Annotated in this window: 17 protein-coding genes; 4 read left to right on the plus strand and 13 right to left on the minus strand. The window is 66.5% G+C overall.

Annotated elements, in window-relative coordinates:
• Positions 1-20: 20 nt before the first annotated feature.
• The 4 genes from GV001_RS00235 to GV001_RS00250 all read right to left on the minus strand — a co-directional run bounded on the left by GV001_RS00235 (position 21) and on the right by GV001_RS00250 (position 2,774).
• Positions 21-359: a multidrug transporter gene (locus GV001_RS00235; RefSeq protein ID WP_160076967.1), complete on the minus strand. Its 339-nt coding sequence runs from the start codon at positions 357-359 to the stop codon at positions 21-23.
• 83 nt (positions 360-442) lie between these two features.
• A complete protein-coding gene (locus GV001_RS00240; protein WP_160076969.1) occupies positions 443-1,021 on the minus strand; it encodes a lysophospholipid acyltransferase family protein in 579 nt (192 codons plus the stop codon).
• A 59-nt stretch (positions 1,022-1,080) separates the two neighbouring features.
• A complete protein-coding gene (gene mutM, locus GV001_RS00245) occupies positions 1,081-1,893 on the minus strand; it encodes a bifunctional DNA-formamidopyrimidine glycosylase/DNA-(apurinic or apyrimidinic site) lyase (protein WP_160076971.1) in 813 nt (270 codons plus the stop codon).
• Between the two features lie 68 nt (positions 1,894-1,961).
• Positions 1,962-2,774 (minus strand): HDOD domain-containing protein, encoded by an 813-nt coding sequence (locus tag GV001_RS00250; RefSeq protein ID WP_160492908.1) that lies wholly within the window; start codon positions 2,772-2,774, stop codon positions 1,962-1,964.
• Between the two features lie 254 nt (positions 2,775-3,028).
• Between GV001_RS00250 and GV001_RS00255 the strand changes: the two genes are divergently transcribed.
• Together GV001_RS00255 and ilvD are read left to right on the plus strand one after the other, a co-directional pair.
• A complete protein-coding gene (locus GV001_RS00255; protein ID WP_160076975.1) occupies positions 3,029-4,225 on the plus strand; it encodes a class I SAM-dependent rRNA methyltransferase in 1,197 nt (398 codons plus the stop codon).
• Between the two features lie 236 nt (positions 4,226-4,461).
• On the plus strand, positions 4,462-6,300 hold the full coding sequence (gene ilvD / locus GV001_RS00260; protein WP_160076977.1) for a dihydroxy-acid dehydratase: 1,839 nt from the start codon (positions 4,462-4,464) through the stop codon (positions 6,298-6,300).
• A 210-nt stretch (positions 6,301-6,510) separates the two neighbouring features.
• On the opposite strand, the gene GV001_RS00265 is transcribed toward ilvD, so the two are convergent.
• Positions 6,511-7,158 carry a YitT family protein gene (locus GV001_RS00265; RefSeq protein ID WP_160076979.1) on the minus strand — a complete coding sequence of 216 codons (648 nt, stop codon included), beginning with the start codon at positions 7,156-7,158 and terminating at the stop codon, positions 6,511-6,513.
• A gap of 153 nt (positions 7,159-7,311) precedes the next feature.
• Positions 7,312-7,824, minus strand: coding sequence for a dihydrofolate reductase (locus GV001_RS00270; RefSeq protein ID WP_160076981.1), 513 nt, complete (start codon positions 7,822-7,824; stop codon positions 7,312-7,314).
• Positions 7,825-7,961: 137 nt separating this feature from the next.
• Here GV001_RS00270 and GV001_RS00275 point away from each other — a divergent pair, with 137 nt between their 5' ends.
• Both GV001_RS00275 and GV001_RS00280 read left to right on the plus strand, forming a co-directional pair.
• Positions 7,962-9,356, plus strand: a complete 1,395-nt coding sequence (locus GV001_RS00275) for a DUF2868 domain-containing protein (protein ID WP_160076983.1) — start codon at positions 7,962-7,964, stop codon at positions 9,354-9,356.
• Positions 9,349-10,737: a DUF3482 domain-containing protein gene (locus GV001_RS00280; protein WP_160076985.1), complete on the plus strand. Its 1,389-nt coding sequence runs from the start codon at positions 9,349-9,351 to the stop codon at positions 10,735-10,737. Before GV001_RS00275 ends, GV001_RS00280 begins: the two co-directional genes overlap by 8 nt.
• A gap of 62 nt (positions 10,738-10,799) precedes the next feature.
• Here the strand turns inward: GV001_RS00280 and GV001_RS00285 are convergent, their stop codons facing one another.
• The 7 genes from GV001_RS00285 to GV001_RS00315 all read right to left on the minus strand — a co-directional run bounded on the left by GV001_RS00285 (position 10,800) and on the right by GV001_RS00315 (position 16,216).
• Positions 10,800-11,411, minus strand: a complete 612-nt coding sequence (locus tag GV001_RS00285) for a CHAP domain-containing protein (RefSeq protein WP_160076997.1) — start codon at positions 11,409-11,411, stop codon at positions 10,800-10,802.
• A gap of 35 nt (positions 11,412-11,446) precedes the next feature.
• Entirely contained in the window at positions 11,447-11,947 is a 501-nt protein-coding gene (locus tag GV001_RS00290) for a hypothetical protein (protein WP_160076999.1), read from the minus strand.
• Positions 11,948-12,036: 89 nt separating this feature from the next.
• The gene (locus GV001_RS00295) at positions 12,037-13,074 is read right to left on the minus strand and encodes a hypothetical protein (RefSeq protein WP_160077001.1); all 1,038 of its coding nucleotides are present in this window, start codon (positions 13,072-13,074) and stop codon (positions 12,037-12,039) included.
• 11 nt (positions 13,075-13,085) lie between these two features.
• Entirely contained in the window at positions 13,086-13,613 is a 528-nt protein-coding gene (locus GV001_RS00300) for a PAAR domain-containing protein (RefSeq protein ID WP_160077003.1), read from the minus strand.
• A 215-nt stretch (positions 13,614-13,828) separates the two neighbouring features.
• The gene (locus GV001_RS00305) at positions 13,829-14,623 is read right to left on the minus strand and encodes a thymidylate synthase (RefSeq protein ID WP_160077005.1); all 795 of its coding nucleotides are present in this window, start codon (positions 14,621-14,623) and stop codon (positions 13,829-13,831) included.
• Complete coding sequence (lgt, locus tag GV001_RS00310; protein ID WP_160077007.1) at positions 14,623-15,423, minus strand: prolipoprotein diacylglyceryl transferase; 801 nt, start codon at positions 15,421-15,423, stop codon at positions 14,623-14,625. The genes GV001_RS00305 and lgt overlap by 1 nt, the downstream gene beginning before the upstream one ends.
• Before the next feature lie 10 nt (positions 15,424-15,433).
• Positions 15,434-16,216 (minus strand): sulfite exporter TauE/SafE family protein, encoded by a 783-nt coding sequence (locus tag GV001_RS00315; protein WP_160077009.1) that lies wholly within the window; start codon positions 16,214-16,216, stop codon positions 15,434-15,436.
• Between the last annotated feature and the right edge of the window lie 17 nt (positions 16,217-16,233).

Here is a 16,233-nt window from a genome sequence, read left to right on the forward strand (position 1 = left end):
TTCTTGTTGCCACGCAGGACTCAGTCCTTCTTGTAGCCGACCTCGGTGCAGCCCAGGCAACGCACGAAGGCGGCAGCGCCCGGCTCGACCACCAGCGCCTTGCCGGCTTCGCCGATATTGCCGCCCGCCGCGGTGAACGGCAGGCTGATCACGAACAGGCCCGCACCGATCACCGTGGCCGCGATCAGCAGCGGACGGGCAATGATCAGGTCACCGGCCATGGCATAACCCTTGGGTGTTTCGACTGTGTATGTCGGATCCCCGCTGCTGTTCTGTTGAGTCACTTCCGCCTGGGCCGGCAGAGCCAGCAGGCCAGTGGTCAGAGCCAACACCGCGGCGCAGGTGCGAAACAGATTCATGATTGCGGTCCTTCATTATGTAGTTATGCCGAACGATGCCGGTAACTATAACAGCGCTGGTGCAAATGTCAGCGTGAACGCCGTCAATCGCCGTGGAATGCATTCTCCGGCTTTTTCGGCTCGTAGGGCCGGAAAAACGCCAGCAGCGTGCGGATGTCGGCGTCGGCATCGCCCGTTGGCTGGAACGGCGGGCCGATCACCACGCGCCGGTTGCGGTAGTCCAGGGCACCGGGAACTATGGGCACGCCGGCGCCGCGGGCGATATGGTAGAAACCCATGCGCCAGCGCTCGACCTTCTTGCGCGTGCCTTCCGGCGACAGCACCAGGATGAACTGCTCATGGCTGTGGAACGCCTGGATCGCCTGGTCGACCACGTTCAGGCGCAGGTGGCGCTGGATCGGGATGCCGCCCCAGGCCTTCAGCAGACCGGCGAAAGGCCAGATGAAGATGCTGTGCTTGCCGAACCAGCGCGCATTCAGGCTCAGGACGAACTTCACCGCGATGAAGATCACGAAGTCCCAGTTCGAGGTGTGGTGAGCGCCGATCACCACGAACTTGTCCAGCGCCGGCATCTGCCCCTCGATACGCCAGCCCATCAGCCTCAACACGCTACGCCCCAGCCACTGCACCACGGGGTTGGCTGGTAGATAATTGCCCGACATCGTTGTTCCCACTGCCTGTTCTTGCTCTTGTTCTTATTCTGGGCCGGCGCAACTCTCGGCTAGCGCTGGCATTTCGGGCAGTACACGCTGGCCCGCTGGCCCAGTTTGACTTCGCGCAGGGTGCTGCCGCAATGCTTGCAGTATTCGCCGCCGCGACCATAGACGAACAGTTCCTGCTGGAAATAGCCGGGCTGGCCGTCGCCGCCGACGAAGTCGCGCAGGGTGGTGCCGCCGCGTTCGATGGCATGGGCGAGGATGCGCTTGATCGCCTCGGCCAGCTTCACATAGCGCGCCCGGGAAATGCTCCCGGCCTCGCGGCGCGGGTCGATGCCGGCGGCGAACAGCGCTTCCGTGGCGTAGATGTTGCCGACGCCGACCACCACCGCGTTGTCCATGATGAACGGCTTGACCGCCATCGAGCGCCCGCGTGACAGCTGGTACAGGCGTGATCCGTCGAACAGCTCGGTCAGCGGCTCCGGCCCCAGCTTGCGCAGCAATTCGTGGTTCAGCGGGTCGCTGCTCCAGAGCAGCGCGCCGAAGCGCCGCGGGTCGGTGTAGCGCAACGCCAGGCCCGACTCCAGCTCGATATCGACATGCTCGTGCTTGGCCGCCGGCGTGCCCACCGGCACCAGGCGCAGGTTGCCGGACATGCCCAGATGGCCGATCAGGGTACCGCTCTCGGCCTGGATCAGCAGGTACTTGGCGCGCCGCTCGACGCACTCGATGCGCTGCCCGGACAGGCGCACGTCGAGGTCCTCGGGAATCGGCCAGCGCAGTCGGCGCTCGCGCACCACCACGCGACTGACGCGCTGGCCCTCGAGGAACGGCGCGATGCCGCGGCGGGTGGTTTCGACTTCAGGTAGTTCGGGCATGGCAAACGACGGATAAGGCAGGGGGAAGCGGCCACCTTAGCAGGAAGCCGCCAGACAGGCGCAACGGGTTAACCGGCGCCCAGGTCGTGGATGCTTTCCTTGAGGGTCTGGAAGTCGTATTCGGTCAGGCCGACATACTCCAGCACCTGCTGCTGGATGCTCTGCCACTCGTGATCCTCGTCCTGGTTGCCCAGCACCCGGTAGCTGCCGCAGATGTGCTCGGCCATCTTGAGGATGGCGATCAGGGTCTTCAGCTGCGCGTCGCGGCTGGTGTCCTCTTCGAAGATCGACAGGGCATTGTGGTGGTTGGCGATCGCCTCGCACAGGTGCAGCGGCAGGTTCCACGACTTGGCGGTGAAGTAGCCGACCACTGCGTGGTTGGTGTTGAGCAGGCGGTTCTCGGTATCGACGATGCGCCGCTCGCTGTTGGCGCTGTAGTAGGCCTCCTCCAGTACCGTCATGTAGTTGGGGAAGCGCTTGATCATCAGCGGGATGCCGCAGTTGTGGAACAGGCCGAGGGTGTAGGCCTCGTCCGGCGCCTGGTAGCCGATGCGCTTGGCCAGGGTCAGGCAGGTCATGGCCACGTCCTGGGCGGTGTCCCAGAAGCGGTTGAGGGTGACGATGGTCTCGTCGCTCATCTCGCCCTTGATCGACTGGGCGTTGATCAGGTTGATCACCGAATTGCAGCCGAGCAGGTTGACCGCCTGCTGGATCGAGGCGATGCGGTTGGCCAGGCCGAAGAACGGCGAGTTGACGATCTTCAGCAGGGCGCCGGACAGGCCCGGGTCCTGACTGATCAGCTTGGCGATGCTGCGCAGGTCCGGGTTGGGCATGACCTGCTCCATCTGCAGGTCGACCATGATTTGTGGCTGCGGCGGCACGCTGATGCCCTGCAGCACTTGCTGAATCTGTTCGGCGGAAAGTTCTTGGGCCATGACCACGGCAACTGAAATGAGAAATTCGCCACAGTTTAGCCAAAGCCTTCCTGCCTCCGCAGCCAACTTTTGTATCCGCCGCGGCAACGACCCGCCAATCGCCCGGTGGCGCCGCTTTTTTATCCAGGGCAATCGTCATGCAGCAGCGGCCGAGGCCGCTCTGCGGCTATAATTCCGCTCTTTTTCCCGGAGCCGCCCCGATGTCCCTGCCCAGCCTGCGCCTCAAAGCCAATGCCGACCGCCGCCTGCGCGCCGGCCATCTGTGGGTCTACAGCAACGAAATCGACGTCGCCGCCACCCCGCTGACCGGCTTCCAGGCCGGCGACCAGGCCATCCTCGAAGCCGCCGGCGGCAAGACCCTGGGCATCGTCGCGATGAGCCCGAACAACCTGATCTGCGCGCGCCTGCTGTCGCGCGACGTCAGGCACATCCTCGACAAGTCGCTGCTGGTGCACCGCCTCAACGTCTGCCTGTCGCTGCGCGATCGCCTGTTCGACCAGCCGTTCTACCGCCTGGTGTATGGCGACTCCGACCTGCTGCCGGGCCTGGTGGTCGACCGTTTCGGCGACTACCTGGTGGTGCAGCTGGCTTCCGCCACCATGGAGCACCACAAGCACGACCTGATCGAAGCCCTGGTGCAGGTACTCAAGCCGCGCGGCATCCTGTTCAAGAACGACTCCAAGGCACGCGACGCCGAAGGCCTGACGCGTTATGTCGACGCCGCGTTCGGCCAGGTGCCGGAATGGGTCGCCCTGGAAGAGAACGGCGTGAAGTTCGAGGCCCCGGTGATCGAAGGGCAGAAGACCGGCTGGTTCTACGACCACCGCATGAACCGCGCGCGCCTGGCGCCCTACGTCAAGGGCAAGCGCGTGCTCGACCTGTTCAGCTACATCGGCGGCTGGGGCGTGCAGGCGGCGGCGTTCGGCGCCAGCGAAGTGTTCTGCGTGGACGCCTCGGCCTTCGCCCTCGACGGCGTCGAGCGCAATGCCGCACTGAACGGCGTGGCCGATAAGCTCACCTGCGTCGAAGGCGACGTGTTCGAGGCGCTCAAGGAACTGAAAGCCGCCGAAGAACGCTTCGACGTGGTGGTCTGCGATCCGCCCGCCTTCATCAAGCGCAAGAAGGACATCAAGAACGGCGAGGCCGCCTACCGGCGCCTCAACGAAACCGCCATGCGCCTGCTCGGCAAGGACGGCATCCTGGTCAGCGCCAGCTGCTCCATGCACCTGGAAGAGGACCATCTGCAGAACATCCTGCTGACCAGCGCCCGCCACCTCGACCGCAATATCCAGCTGCTCGAGCGCGGCAGCCAGGGCCCGGATCATCCGGTGCACCCGGCGATCCACGAAACCCGCTACATCAAGAGCCTGACCTGCCGCCTGCTGCCCAACAGCTGATCGCTGCGCGCAGCGCTACCCGCCCGACCGCCAGCCTTTCCCCGGCGGGCGCGGGCGGCGTAGAATCGGGCCATTCCTCGCCAACCATCCCCGGCGGGCCAGTGAGCCCAGGCCGTGCGAGCGGTGACCCCGCCTCGCCGAACGGCCCTTCCGAACGCACGGCCACCTGCCGTTTGCATCCGGTTCAGCACAGGCTCACTCTACGAAGATAACCCTGACCAGCCCCAGGAACCGTCATGCCCGATTACCGCTCGAAAACCTCCACCCACGGCCGCAACATGGCCGGCGCCCGCGCCCTGTGGCGCGCCACCGGGATGAAGGACGAAGACTTCAAGAAACCGATCATCGCCATCGCCAACTCCTTCACCCAGTTCGTGCCCGGCCACGTACACCTGAAAGACCTCGGCCAGTTGGTCGCCCGCGAGATCGAGAAGCACGGCGGCGTGGCCAAGGAGTTCAACACCATCGCCGTGGACGACGGCATCGCCATGGGCCACGACGGCATGCTCTATTCCCTGCCGAGCCGCGAGATCATCGCCGACTCCGTGGAGTACATGGTCAACGCCCACTGCGCCGACGCCATCGTCTGTATCAGCAACTGCGACAAGATCACCCCCGGCATGCTGATGGCCGCCCTGCGCCTGAACATCCCGGTGGTGTTCGTCTCCGGCGGGCCGATGGAAGCCGGCAAGACCAAGCTGGCCAGCCACGGCCTGGACCTGGTCGACGCCATGGTGGTGGCCGCCGACGACTCCTGCTCCGACGAGAAGGTCGCCGAGTACGAGCGCAGCGCCTGCCCGACCTGCGGCAGCTGCTCCGGCATGTTCACCGCCAACTCGATGAACTGCCTGATGGAAGCCCTGGGCCTGGCCCTGCCGGGCAACGGTTCGACCCTGGCCACCCACGCCGACCGCGAGCAGCTGTTCCTGCGCGCCGGGCGCCTGGCTGTCGAGCTGTGCCAGCGCTACTACGGCGAGAACGACGAATCGGTGCTGCCGCGCAACGTCGCCAACTTCAAGGCGTTCGAGAACGCCATGAGCCTGGACATCGCCATGGGCGGCTCGACCAACACCATCCTGCACCTGCTGGCCGCGGCCCAGGAAGGCGAAGTGCCGTTCGACCTGCGCGACATCGATCGCCTGTCGCGCAAGGTGCCGCAGCTGTGCAAGGTGGCGCCGAACATCCAGAAGTACCATATGGAAGACGTGCACCGCGCTGGCGGCATCTTCTCCATCCTCGGCGAGCTGGCCCGTGGCGGCCTGCTGCACACCGACGTGTCGACCATCCACAGCCCGAGCATGGCCGATGCCATCTCCCAGTGGGACATCACCCAGACCAAGGACGAGGCCGTACACACCTTCTTCAAGGCCGGCCCGGCGGGCATCCCGACCCAGACCGCGTTCAGCCAGTCGACCCGCTGGGACAGCCTGGACGACGACCGCGCCGAAGGCTGCATCCGCAGCGTCGAGCATGCCTACTCGCAAGAGGGTGGCCTCGCGGTTCTTTACGGCAATATCGCCCTGGACGGCTGCGTGGTGAAGACCGCCGGCGTGGATGAGTCCATCCATGTGTTCGAAGGCACGGCGAAGATCTTCGAGAGCCAGGACAGCGCGGTGAAGGGCATCCTCGCCGACGAAGTGAAGGCCGGCGACATCGTGATCATCCGCTACGAAGGTCCGAAAGGCGGCCCGGGCATGCAGGAGATGCTCTATCCGACCAGCTACCTGAAGTCCAAGGGACTGGGCAAGGCCTGCGCCCTGCTCACCGACGGCCGCTTCTCCGGCGGCACCTCGGGCCTGTCCATCGGCCACGCCTCGCCGGAAGCAGCCGCGGGCGGCGCCATCGGCCTGGTGCGCGAAGGCGACAAGATCCTCATCGACATCCACCAGCGCAGCATCAACCTGCTGGTGTCCGATGACGAGCTGGCCAAGCGCCGCGCCGAGCAGGACAAGCTGGGTTGGAAACCGGCCGCGCCGCGCGCGCGCAAGGTGACCACCGCGCTCAAGGCCTACGCCCTGCTCGCCACCAGCGCCGACAAGGGCGCGGTGCGCAACAAGGCGCTGCTGGATGGGTGAGCCGGACTAAGGCAACGCATGCGTTGCCCCGGTGAACGACCGGCCAGGGATGGCCGGGCTGGGGTTCACCTCTGCCCAGCGCACCGGCAGGGATGCCATCCCCACAGCGACATTCCCATTCTGATAAGCCCGGCCCAGCGCCGGGCTTTTTCGTCTGCGCGCCTGTACAGGCGCGGCTTCAGCCAGGCACGACTCCAGCCGGACGATCGCTCAGCTCAAGCCCATGTAGCGCCCGGCCCGGTGGTTGACGGCCAGCACCATGTTCAGCGCCACCGCGCCGAGCACCGACAAGGCAACCCTGTCCGGCGCCACGACGAACACCGAGGCCAGCACGATCAGCGCATCCACGCCCATCTGCACCACCCCGGCGCGCAGGCCGAAACGCTCCTGCAGGAACAGCGCAAGGATATTCACCCCGCCCAGGCTGGCGCGGTGGCGGAACAGCATGAGCAGCCCGAGCCCCATGGCGAAACCGCCGAATACCGCGGCATACACGGGGTTGAGCCGGGCGAAGCTGACCCACTGCGGGGTCAGCTCGGCCAGCAGCGAGACCAGGCCCACCGCGCAGGCGGTACGCAGGGTGAAGGCCCAGCCCATGCGCCAGATGCCAAGCAGGTAGAACGGCAGGTTGAGCAGGAAGAACACCAGGCCGAACGACCAGCCGGCCTGGTACTTGAGCAGGAAGGCCAGGCCCACCGTGCCGCCGCTGAGCAGCCCGGCGTGGCTGTAGAAGGCGATGCCGAGGGCCACCATGGCGGTGCCGAACAGCAGCGCCAGGGCATCCTCCCAAAGCGGATGGCGGACGAATAGCTCGGCAACCGCCTCGGGTTGCGCGCTGGCGGCAGTTTTGTCGGTCATGGTCAGGATCTCATCGCCCGGGCATTGCCGCGAGCTTAGGGCAACGCCCGCTGGGGCGAGATAACGTGGATCAAGAAAAAGGCGGCCCCATCGAGGACTGCCGGGCACGCGGCGTGGCGCCTATCGAGGCCGGAGCCGCTGCCACGGGAGCGCTCAGCGGCGCTGCCAGGTCTCGAAGCAGTGCGCCGGCGCCGATTCGACGGCAGCCTGCGGCTCGCGCGCGACGCAGTCCCAGGCCGCCTCGTCGAAGGCCGGGAACCAGGCATCGCCCTCCGGCGCCAGCGCCACGCGGGTCAGGTACAGGCGCTCGGCCTGGGCCAGGCCCTGCTCGTAGAGCTGCGCGCCGCCGATCAGCATCAGCTCGTCGACGCCCTGTTCGCGCGCCCATTGATCGGCGCGGGCGATGGCGGCCTCCAGCGAAGCGAAGACTTCCGCGCCCTGCAGTTGCAGATCGGCCTGGCGGCTGACCACCAGGTTGAGCCGGCCGGGCAGCGGGCGCCCGAGCGAATCCCAGGTCTTGCGGCCCATGATGATCGGCTTGCCGAGGGTCAGGGCCTTGAAGTGCTTGAGGTCCGCCGGCAGGTGCCAGGGCAGTTGGTTGTCTGCGCCAATCACGCGGTTTTCCGCGAGGGCGGCGATCAGGCAGAGGGGCAGGGTCGTTTTCATCGGCGCAGGATAACGGCTCGGCCGCCAGCAATGAAGCCTGGGCCCCGCAATCGGCTCGGATACTCGCCCCGCACGGCTTGCCCCGGGGCCCGCCGCAGCGGTTATGCTCATGCCTGCACCCCCCCACGGACTGCCGCGTGCCCCAGACTGCCAAGCCCTCGCCCACCCGCCTGCAACGCCTCTGGCTGTGCGAAACCCTGCGCCTGCGCGAAGAACACGCCGGCCCGCTGGAGGACGGCGAAGCCAACCGCCACGCGCGCCGGCAGGGCGGCGACCTGGCCGGGCGCATCGAGGCCCGCGCGCTGCTGCTCGCCGAGCGCGACGGCCAGCTGCAGGCTCAGCAGCACTGGCTGCAGGGCGCGCGCCTGGCCCTCGGCCTGCTGCTGGTGCTGGCCCTGCTCAGCGGCGCCGGCCTGGCCCTGGCCGCCCTGGGCGACGGCAGCCGCCCGGTCAATGTGTTCTGGGCCCTGGGCAGCCTGCTCGGCCTGCACCTGCTCCTGCTGCTCGGCTGGGCGCTCGGCCTTCTGCTGGCCGGCGACCACAACGCCGCCCTCGGCCGCCTGTGGCTGTGGCTCAGCGAAAAACTGGCGCGCGATGCCCGCGCCGCGCAACTGGGCCCGGCACTGGTGTTGCTGCTGCAACGCCGCCGGCTCAACCGCTGGCTGCTCGGCCTGCTGGTGCATGGCCTGTGGCTGGTCGCCTTGCTGAGCGCCGGGCTGATGCTGCTGCTCCTGCTCAGCACCCGCCGTTACGGCTTCGTCTGGGAAACCACCCTGCTCGCCGGCGATACCTTCGTCGCCCTGACCCAGCTGCTCGGCGCCCTGCCCGCCCTGCTCGGCTTCCCCATCCCCGATGCCCAGACCATCCGCGCCAGCGGCGACAGCGCCCTGGCCGTGGAAGCCGCGCGGCATGCCTGGGCCGGCTGGCTGCTCGGCGTACTGCTGGTGTTCGGCCTGCTGCCGCGCGCCCTGCTCCTGCTGCTGTGCCTGTGGCGCTGGCAACACGGTAGCGCGCGCCTGGCGCTCGACCTCAACCTGCCCGGCTACCGCCTGCTCGGCGAGCGCCTGCAACCGGCCAGCGAACGCCTCGGCGTGCTGGATGCCGCGCCGGCCAGCCTGAGCGAAGCCCGGGGCGGCAGCACGCACCTGGACAGCAGCGGCGCCGTGCTGCTGGCCATCGAACTGGACCCGCAACGCCCCTGGCCGCCGGCCCTGCCCAGGGCCGTCGCCGATGCCGGCGTGCTGGACAGCCGCGAGCAGCGCCAGCAGTTGCTCGACCAGCTCGGCCGCTTCCCGCCGGCGCGCCTGGCCATCGCCCTCGACCCGCGCCGCTCGCCGGACCGCGGCACCCTGGCGCTGCTCGGCGAGCTGGCGCGCACGGCCGCCGCCACACGCATCTGGCTGCTGCCGCCGGCGCCGGGCGAAAGCCTGGACGCTGAGCGCCTGGGCGACTGGCACGACGCGCTGCAACGTCTGCAGCTGCCGTTCGCCGACAGCGCACCGCTGGCCTGGCTGGAGAGCGGCCATGACTGAGCCTCTCAAACTGGCCGTGGTCGGCCACACCAATGTCGGCAAGACCTCGCTGCTGCGCACCCTGACCCGCGACGTCGGCTTCGGCGAAGTCAGCCATCGCCCCAGCACCACCCGCCACGTCGAGGGCGCGCGCCTGTCGGTGGCCGGCGAGGCGCTGCTGGAGCTGTACGATACCCCCGGCCTGGAAGACGCCATCGCCCTGCTCGACTATCTGGAGCGCCTGCAGCGTCCGGGCGAGCGCCTGGACGGCCCGGCGCGGCTGGCGCGTTTTCTCGACACGGCCGAGGCGCGCCAGCGTTTCGAGCAGGAGGCCAAGGTGCTGCGCCAGCTGCTGGCCAGCGATGCCGGGCTGTACGTGATCGACGCCCGCGAACCGGTGCTGGCCAAGTACAAGGACGAGCTGGCGGTGCTGGCCGGGGCCGGCAAGCCGCTGCTGCCGGTGCTCAACTTCAGCGCCAGCCCCAGCCAGCGCGAGGCCGAGTGGCGCGAGGCGCTGGCCCGCCTCGGCCTGCATGCGCTGGTGCGTTTCGACACGGTGGCGCCGCCGCTGGATGGCGAGCGGCGCCTGTACGAAAGCCTGGCCCTGTTGCTGGAACACGCGCGCCCGCAGCTGCAACGGCTGATCGACGACCACGAGGAGCAGGCCGCGGCTCGCCACCAGGCCGGCGCGCGACTGATCGCCGAGCTGCTGCTGGATTGCGCCGCCTGCCGGCGCAGCGTGGCCAGTCAGACGACTGTCGAACAGGACGAGATCCACGCCCTGCACCAGGCCATCCGCCAGCGCGAGCAGGCCTGTGTCGAGGCGCTGCTGCGCCTGTATGCCTTCCGCGCAGGCGACGCCCGCGCCGGCGACCTGCCGCTGCTGGACGGGCGCTGGGGCGACGACCTGTTCAACCCGGAGACCCTGCGCCAGCTCGGGGTGAATATCGGCGGCGGCATGGCCGCGGGCGCAGCGGCCGGGGCCGGCATCGACCTGCTGGTCGGCGGCCTCAGCCTGGGTGCCGCGGCGGCCATCGGCGCGCTGGCCGGCGGCGGCCTGCAGACCGCGCGCAACTACGGCAGGCGCCTGCTCGGCAAGCTCAAGGGCCGGCGCGAACTGACGGTGGACGACGGCGTGCTGCGCCTGCTCGCCCTGCGCCAGCGCCTGCTGCTGGCCGCCCTGGATGCCCGCGGCCATGCGGCAACCACGGCGATCCAGCTGGATCAGCCGAAGGACAAAAGCTGGCGCGAGAGCAAACTGCCCGAGGTCCTGCGCAAGGCCCGCGCGCATCCCGAATGGTCATCGCTGAATCCCGGTGCACGCCTGGAGCAGGCCGAACGTCAGGCGCAGGTCGAACGCCTGTGCAGCGAGCTGAACCGCCCGGTTGATGATCAGCCCTGAGTCCCTGCACGATAGCGGCCCAATCTGCTGCGCATTAATCTCACGCACTGATCAGCGCTTGGCTACGGAATGATGGGGGCTGGCAAGCGCAGCCAGCCCACGACCCGTGCGTTCTCGACGCGAAAACCATTGCCCTGCTGTACTAGCGGCAGGGCCTCCCGCGAGGAGAGGATCGGCCCCGCGTTCTGCTGGGCAATGATGACGGCGTATGAATTGACCTGCGCGACTATCCCCACATGGCCATAGGGGTTCAGCAGCGAGGGCCCGAAGACCAGGATATCTTCTGCCTGCGGCACGGCTCCTGCGCCATTGCTGAACTGCAGCAAACCGCGCTTTTCATTGAATGCCCCATCGGCCAGGGAGTGATCGAAAAACGACTTGGCATGGCCATAGGCGTCCGGCATGCGATGCCCGAAGCGCTCGAAGTAATAGCGTTTCACGAACTCCACGCACTGGTACCTGATGCCGAGATTGTAACCATCGGCACTGGTGTTGCGCCCACGGCTCTGGTTGACCCCGCCGTTGTAGTAAATGGCTACGCCGTGCAACTCATCAATCTGGCTGCCGGGCGCTAGGCCATTCCCGAGCGAAACGCGCGTCACCGCCTGGTAGCCCGCAACTGACAGGCCAATGGCCGCCACCAGAACAATGATGGCTTTGATGCTTCCTTTCATGTGAACCCCGGCATCCTTGTCGAGTTTTCTGATCTTCAGTCCTGGTCGTCGAGTTCAGCGAATATCCGCTTGGCTTCGGCAAACGCAGGTTGCTCGGGGTCGAACTTGTCGGCGTAGGAGCCGGTGGCGAGATGCTCGCCCGTGTGCGCATCGATGGCGAAGGTGATGATGTAGCGCTCGCCATTCAACTTCAGGTACAGCTGGTAGGAGTCAACGGGACGGGCCGGCTCGTCGAAGGCGCTAAAGACATAACGCACGCGTCGATACAGATCGTCCGGCGTTGTCTCCGACAGGAGGCTGCTATCCACAGCGGGGTAGTCGGAATTCAGCGCCATGATCGCATCGATGCAAAGCTCGTCATTATCCTGAGCGGTGAACACCTTGGGCTGATTACGCAGCATGGTCGTGGCACTGCGGATATTGCGCTCGCCCATATGGCGCGGCCGGTACATGCCACTGCTGAACCAGTGGCTGGCATCGAAGCGAATCTCCTCTTCGCTCCAGGGGCCGTAATACATCATCACTTTTTCCGACATCGTGTCTTCCTTTACAGATCGGTAGAGAGCGTTGCTCCCGAGCAGCGCAGCCAGCACCAAGGCAACTGCAACGTAGCGGCCTCTATGGGTCATAGCGGCAGATAGCTGCGCAATCCATCCGGCAGCCCCCTGGGCGTGTCGCCGGAACGTACGTCGCGCATGGCCCCCTCGGCATCCAGCGGGTAACCAAGTGTTGTCTCATATTTCTTGCGACTGTTGGCGTGGCGAGCCAAATCTCGCTCGTAGTCGTTGGCACTTGGAGTCGGCCGTCTTGGCTCGGACTCGTTAGGCAACGCCGCAGCGGGGTCGCCCTTATCCTTGCGGTACTCGTCCACTCGCTTCCTGTAGCTGCTGAGTCGCACCTGATAGGCACGCTCGCCCCTATCATCTGCCGCGACTTTGTTCTGCGCCGTCACCTGCTGCGCGCGATCCTGGGCATTGCCATAGGTCTGGTCGTAGTTACTACGGCGTGGATAGGCGCGCACCTCGGTGCCCGCCGCGTTGGCCAGCATCTGCGCCAGACTGCGCTCGTATTGCGGGTCTTCGCCCTCCGCAACTTCGAGATGGGCATCGATACCCAGACCGGTGCGGCAGGCGTAGGAGAAGATCTTGCCGTCATAGGCAAAGGCTTCGGGCACCAGCCTGCGCGCCTGGGCATCGCGCAGGCGGTAGCTGTCGCGCTTATCCAGCTCGTAGCCCAGCTCGATGCTGCCGACCACGCCATGAGAGAAGAAATCGAGCTGCCTGATCTCCCTCCCGCGACGCTGGCGACTGAGGATGAAGTCCACCAGCTGCGAAATGTTGTCGTACTCGCGGTACTGAGCGCCGTAGCGCCCCTCAACAACCTTCCTCAGCTCATCCAGCAACTGGCGCTCGTAGTCATCGACGAACACCAGAAACACCCGCTGCACCGAGAAATCGGGCTTGCCCTCGGGGTACTTGCGCAGCTGACGGATGCCCTGGTTGATGAAGCGCATCTTGTTGCCCATCTGACCGCGAATGTCCTCCATCAGGGTGCTGTGCGATGCACCTACCACCGTAACGTAATCCTGCTGCACCGACATGCTGACACGGGTAGTGCCATGCTCCTGGGTGTTGCCGCCCAGGGTGGGTTGTGGTTCTGCCATCCCTGGCCTCCTCAGTATTCGATGCCCAGTGCCCGCAGATGTGCGGCGGCCTGTCGACCCCAGCGCACCATGACGGATGCCGGCTCGCGGCTGCAGACCCGCTCGGTTTTGCCGCTCTGGTCGGTATGCCCGACCAGGCGCTGGCCATCGCCGGCTTCTATGCAATAGAGCATGCCCGCGACCGGCTGACCGCTGATCTCGTCGAGCAACTGGTACTGCTCGCTATTGGCCAGTATCGGCGTGGGAGGGATAAACGCCGCGGCGCTGTGCTGGTTACCCACCAACACGTCACCCGAGCCGGTGATGATGACCCCGCCATGAGCGGTGGAACTGCCGAGGTGGGCGATCGGCATGCCGTTCACCAGAATGCTACCGATGCCTTGAGTCACGGCATCTCCGCAGGCCGTGCTGTCACCGACTCTCAGTGCAGGCAGGCCATTGATCAGCACATTGGCTGAGCCGGTGGTGGTGGGGTTGCTGCCATGTCCGGGCAGTGGACAGGCGTCGAGGTCGCTGAGGCGACCGGCTGGCTTGGCCATATCTCTCGTCCTTGGGGGATAGTGGGCCGGCAGTCTATCGCGCAGCCCCCCTGCAACTGAGGCCAGGATCAAGTTCCGCAACAAAGCCCACCACCGTGACGACAGGCCTGCGGCAGAAACACCAGGGCGGGATAACCCGCCCTGTGTATAGGTAGCTTCGTCAGGCCCAGCGCATCCACCACAACCACGCCCAGACCCGCTGTGACCAGCCAGCCTTAAACGGCGACCGGCGCGGCGATGTGCGGGTGGGCCTGGTAGCCGACCAGTTCGAAGTCCTCGAACCTAAAGGCGAACAGGTCCTTCACCACCGGGTTGAGCTTCATCACCGGCAGCGGCAGCGGCTCGCGGGTGAGCTGCAGGTCGGTCTGCTCGATATGGTTGGCGTACAGGTGGCAGTCGCCACCGGTCCAGATGAAGTCGCCCGGCTGCAGGTCGCAGACCTGGGCGATCATCAGGGTCAGCAGGGCGTAGCTGGCGATGTTGAACGGCACGCCGAGGAATATGTCGGCCGAGCGCTGGTACAGCTGGCAGCTCAACTTGCCGTCGGCCACGTAGAACTGGAACAGGGCGTGGCACGGCGGCAGGGCCATCTCGTCGACCAGCGCCGGGTTCCAGGCCGAGACGATCAGCCGGCGCGAATCCGGGTTGCTCTTGATCATCTCGACCAGCTTGCCGATCTGGTCGATCGAGCCGCCGTCCGGCGCCGGCCAGCTGCGCCACTGGTAGCCGTAGACCGGGCCGAGGTCACCGTTCTCGTCGGCCCACTCGTCCCAGATGCGCACGCCGTTGTCCTTCAGGTACTGGATGTTGGTGTCGCCCTGGAGGAACCACAGCAGCTCGTGGATGATGGATTTCAGGTGGCACTTCTTGGTGGTCACCAGGGGGAAGCCGTCGGCCAGGTTGAAGCGCATCTGGTGGCCGAACACCGAGTAGGTGCCGGTGCCGGTGCGGTCGCTCTTGAAGGTGCCGGTGGTGCGCACCAGGCGCATCAGGTCGAGGTACTGTTTCATCACGCGGCTCCCGGGGCGGCTTGGCGTTTGTAGGCGTAGGCGACCAGGCCGAGGCCACCGAGGACCATCGGCAGGCAGAGGATCTGGCCCATGGTCAGCCAGCCACCGGCCAGGTAGCCGAGCTGGGCATCCGGCACGCGGACGAACTCGACGATAAAGCGGAAGATGCCGTAGCACAGGGCGAACATGCCCGACACGGCCATGGTCGGACGCGGCCTGCGCGAGTAGAACCAGAGGATGGCGAACAGCGCGAGGCCTTCCAGGGCGAACTGGTACAGCTGCGACGGGTGACGAGCCAGTTGCTGCGGGTCGGTGGGGAAGACCATGGCCCAGGGCAGGTCGGTAGCCTTGCCCCACAGCTCGGCGTTGATGAAGTTGCCGATGCGCCCGGCACCCAGGCCGATCGGCACCAGCGGGGCGATAAAGTCCATCAGCTGGAAGAAGCTCTTGTTGTTGCGCCGGCCGAACCACCAGGTGGCCAGCATCACGCCGAGCAGGCCGCCGTGGAAGGACATGCCGCCCTCCCACACACGGAGGATCTTCAGCGGCTCGACGATGTAGGCGGCGAAGTCGTAGAACAGCACATAGCCCAGGCGCCCGCCGAGGATCACGCCCATGGCCACCCAGAACACCAGGTCGGAAAGTTTCTCCTTGCTCCAGCTCGCGTCGAAATCGGCCAGCCGGCGCGAGGCCAGCAGCCAGGCGCCACCGATGCCGACCAGGTACATCAGGCCGTACCAGTGGATCTTGATCAGGCCCAGATCGAGGGCAACCGGGTCTATCTGCGGGTAAGGCAGCATTTAAAACTCCTTAGATCAGGAAATTCACGCCCACTACCAACAACAGTAGGGCGAACAGACGCTTGAGCAGGCGCGGCGACAGTTTATGCGCCAGGCGCGCGCCGAAGCGGGCGAAAAACATGCTGGTGATGGCGATGCCAGCCATGGCCGGCAGGTAGACGAAACCCAGGCTCCACTGCGGCAATGCCGGGTTATGCCAGCCGATCAGCATGAAGCTCAGGGCGCTGGCGGCCGCAATCGGCAGACCGCAGGCCGAGGAAGTGGCCACCGCCTGCTGAATCGGCACGCTGCGCCAGGTGAGGAATGGCACGGTCAGCGAACCGCCGCCAATGCCGAAGATCGCCGAGGCCCAGCCGATCACTCCACCCGCGGCGGTCAGCCCAGCCTTGCCTGGGACCTTGCGACTGGCCTTGGGTTTCAGCTCCAGGCCCATCTGGATGGCGATGACGATGGCGAACACGCCGATGATCTTCTGCAGCAGCGGGCCCTGAATGGCCGCCGCGGTGAGGCTGCCGAAGCCGGCACCGAGCAGGATGCCGAGGGTCATCCAGGTGAACACCGGCCACAGCACCGCACCCTTGCGCTGGTGCTCCAGCACCGAATTGATCGAGGTGAAGATGATGGTGGCCAGCGAGGTGCCTACGGCCAGATGGGTCAGCACGCTCGGCTCGACACCCTGGGCGGTGAAGCTGAACACCAGCACCGGCACGATGATGATGCCGCCACCGACGCCGAACAGCCCGGCCAGCACGCCCGCCGCCGCCCCCAGCAGCATGTAGAGAAGGAATTCCATGACACCCCCGTAAACGA

The sequence above is a fragment of the Pseudomonas sp. 8AS genome, from assembly GCF_902506505.1.
Taxonomy (GTDB): Bacteria; Pseudomonadota; Gammaproteobacteria; order Pseudomonadales; family Pseudomonadaceae; genus Aquipseudomonas.

What these genes read in the sequence shown, in the direction of transcription:
- GV001_RS00270 (WP_160076981.1), bottom strand. Translation starts at nt 7,824, where the DNA reads ATGAAAACGACCCTGCCCCTCTGCCTGATCGCCGCCCTCGCGGAAAAC.
- GV001_RS00295 (WP_160077001.1), bottom strand. Translation starts at nt 13,074, where the DNA reads ATGGCAGAACCACAACCCACCCTGGGCGGCAACACCCAGGAGCATGGC.
- GV001_RS00305 (WP_160077005.1), bottom strand. Translation starts at nt 14,623, where the DNA reads ATGAAACAGTACCTCGACCTGATGCGCCTGGTGCGCACCACCGGCACC.
- lgt (WP_160077007.1), bottom strand. Translation starts at nt 15,423, where the DNA reads ATGCTGCCTTACCCGCAGATAGACCCGGTTGCCCTCGATCTGGGCCTG.
- GV001_RS00265 (WP_160076979.1), bottom strand. Translation starts at nt 7,158, where the DNA reads ATGACCGACAAAACTGCCGCCAGCGCGCAACCCGAGGCGGTTGCCGAG.
- GV001_RS00290 (WP_160076999.1), bottom strand. Translation starts at nt 11,947, where the DNA reads ATGTCGGAAAAAGTGATGATGTATTACGGCCCCTGGAGCGAAGAGGAG.
- ilvD (WP_160076977.1), top strand. Translation starts at nt 4,462, where the DNA reads ATGCCCGATTACCGCTCGAAAACCTCCACCCACGGCCGCAACATGGCC.
- GV001_RS00300 (WP_160077003.1), bottom strand. Translation starts at nt 13,613, where the DNA reads ATGGCCAAGCCAGCCGGTCGCCTCAGCGACCTCGACGCCTGTCCACTG.
- GV001_RS00280 (WP_160076985.1), top strand. Translation starts at nt 9,349, where the DNA reads ATGACTGAGCCTCTCAAACTGGCCGTGGTCGGCCACACCAATGTCGGC.
- GV001_RS00240 (WP_160076969.1), bottom strand. Translation starts at nt 1,021, where the DNA reads ATGTCGGGCAATTATCTACCAGCCAACCCCGTGGTGCAGTGGCTGGGG.
- mutM (WP_160076971.1), bottom strand. Translation starts at nt 1,893, where the DNA reads ATGCCCGAACTACCTGAAGTCGAAACCACCCGCCGCGGCATCGCGCCG.
- GV001_RS00315 (WP_160077009.1), bottom strand. Translation starts at nt 16,216, where the DNA reads ATGGAATTCCTTCTCTACATGCTGCTGGGGGCGGCGGCGGGCGTGCTG.
- GV001_RS00285 (WP_160076997.1), bottom strand. Translation starts at nt 11,411, where the DNA reads ATGAAAGGAAGCATCAAAGCCATCATTGTTCTGGTGGCGGCCATTGGC.
- GV001_RS00255 (WP_160076975.1), top strand. Translation starts at nt 3,029, where the DNA reads ATGTCCCTGCCCAGCCTGCGCCTCAAAGCCAATGCCGACCGCCGCCTG.
- GV001_RS00235 (WP_160076967.1), bottom strand. Translation starts at nt 359, where the DNA reads ATGAATCTGTTTCGCACCTGCGCCGCGGTGTTGGCTCTGACCACTGGC.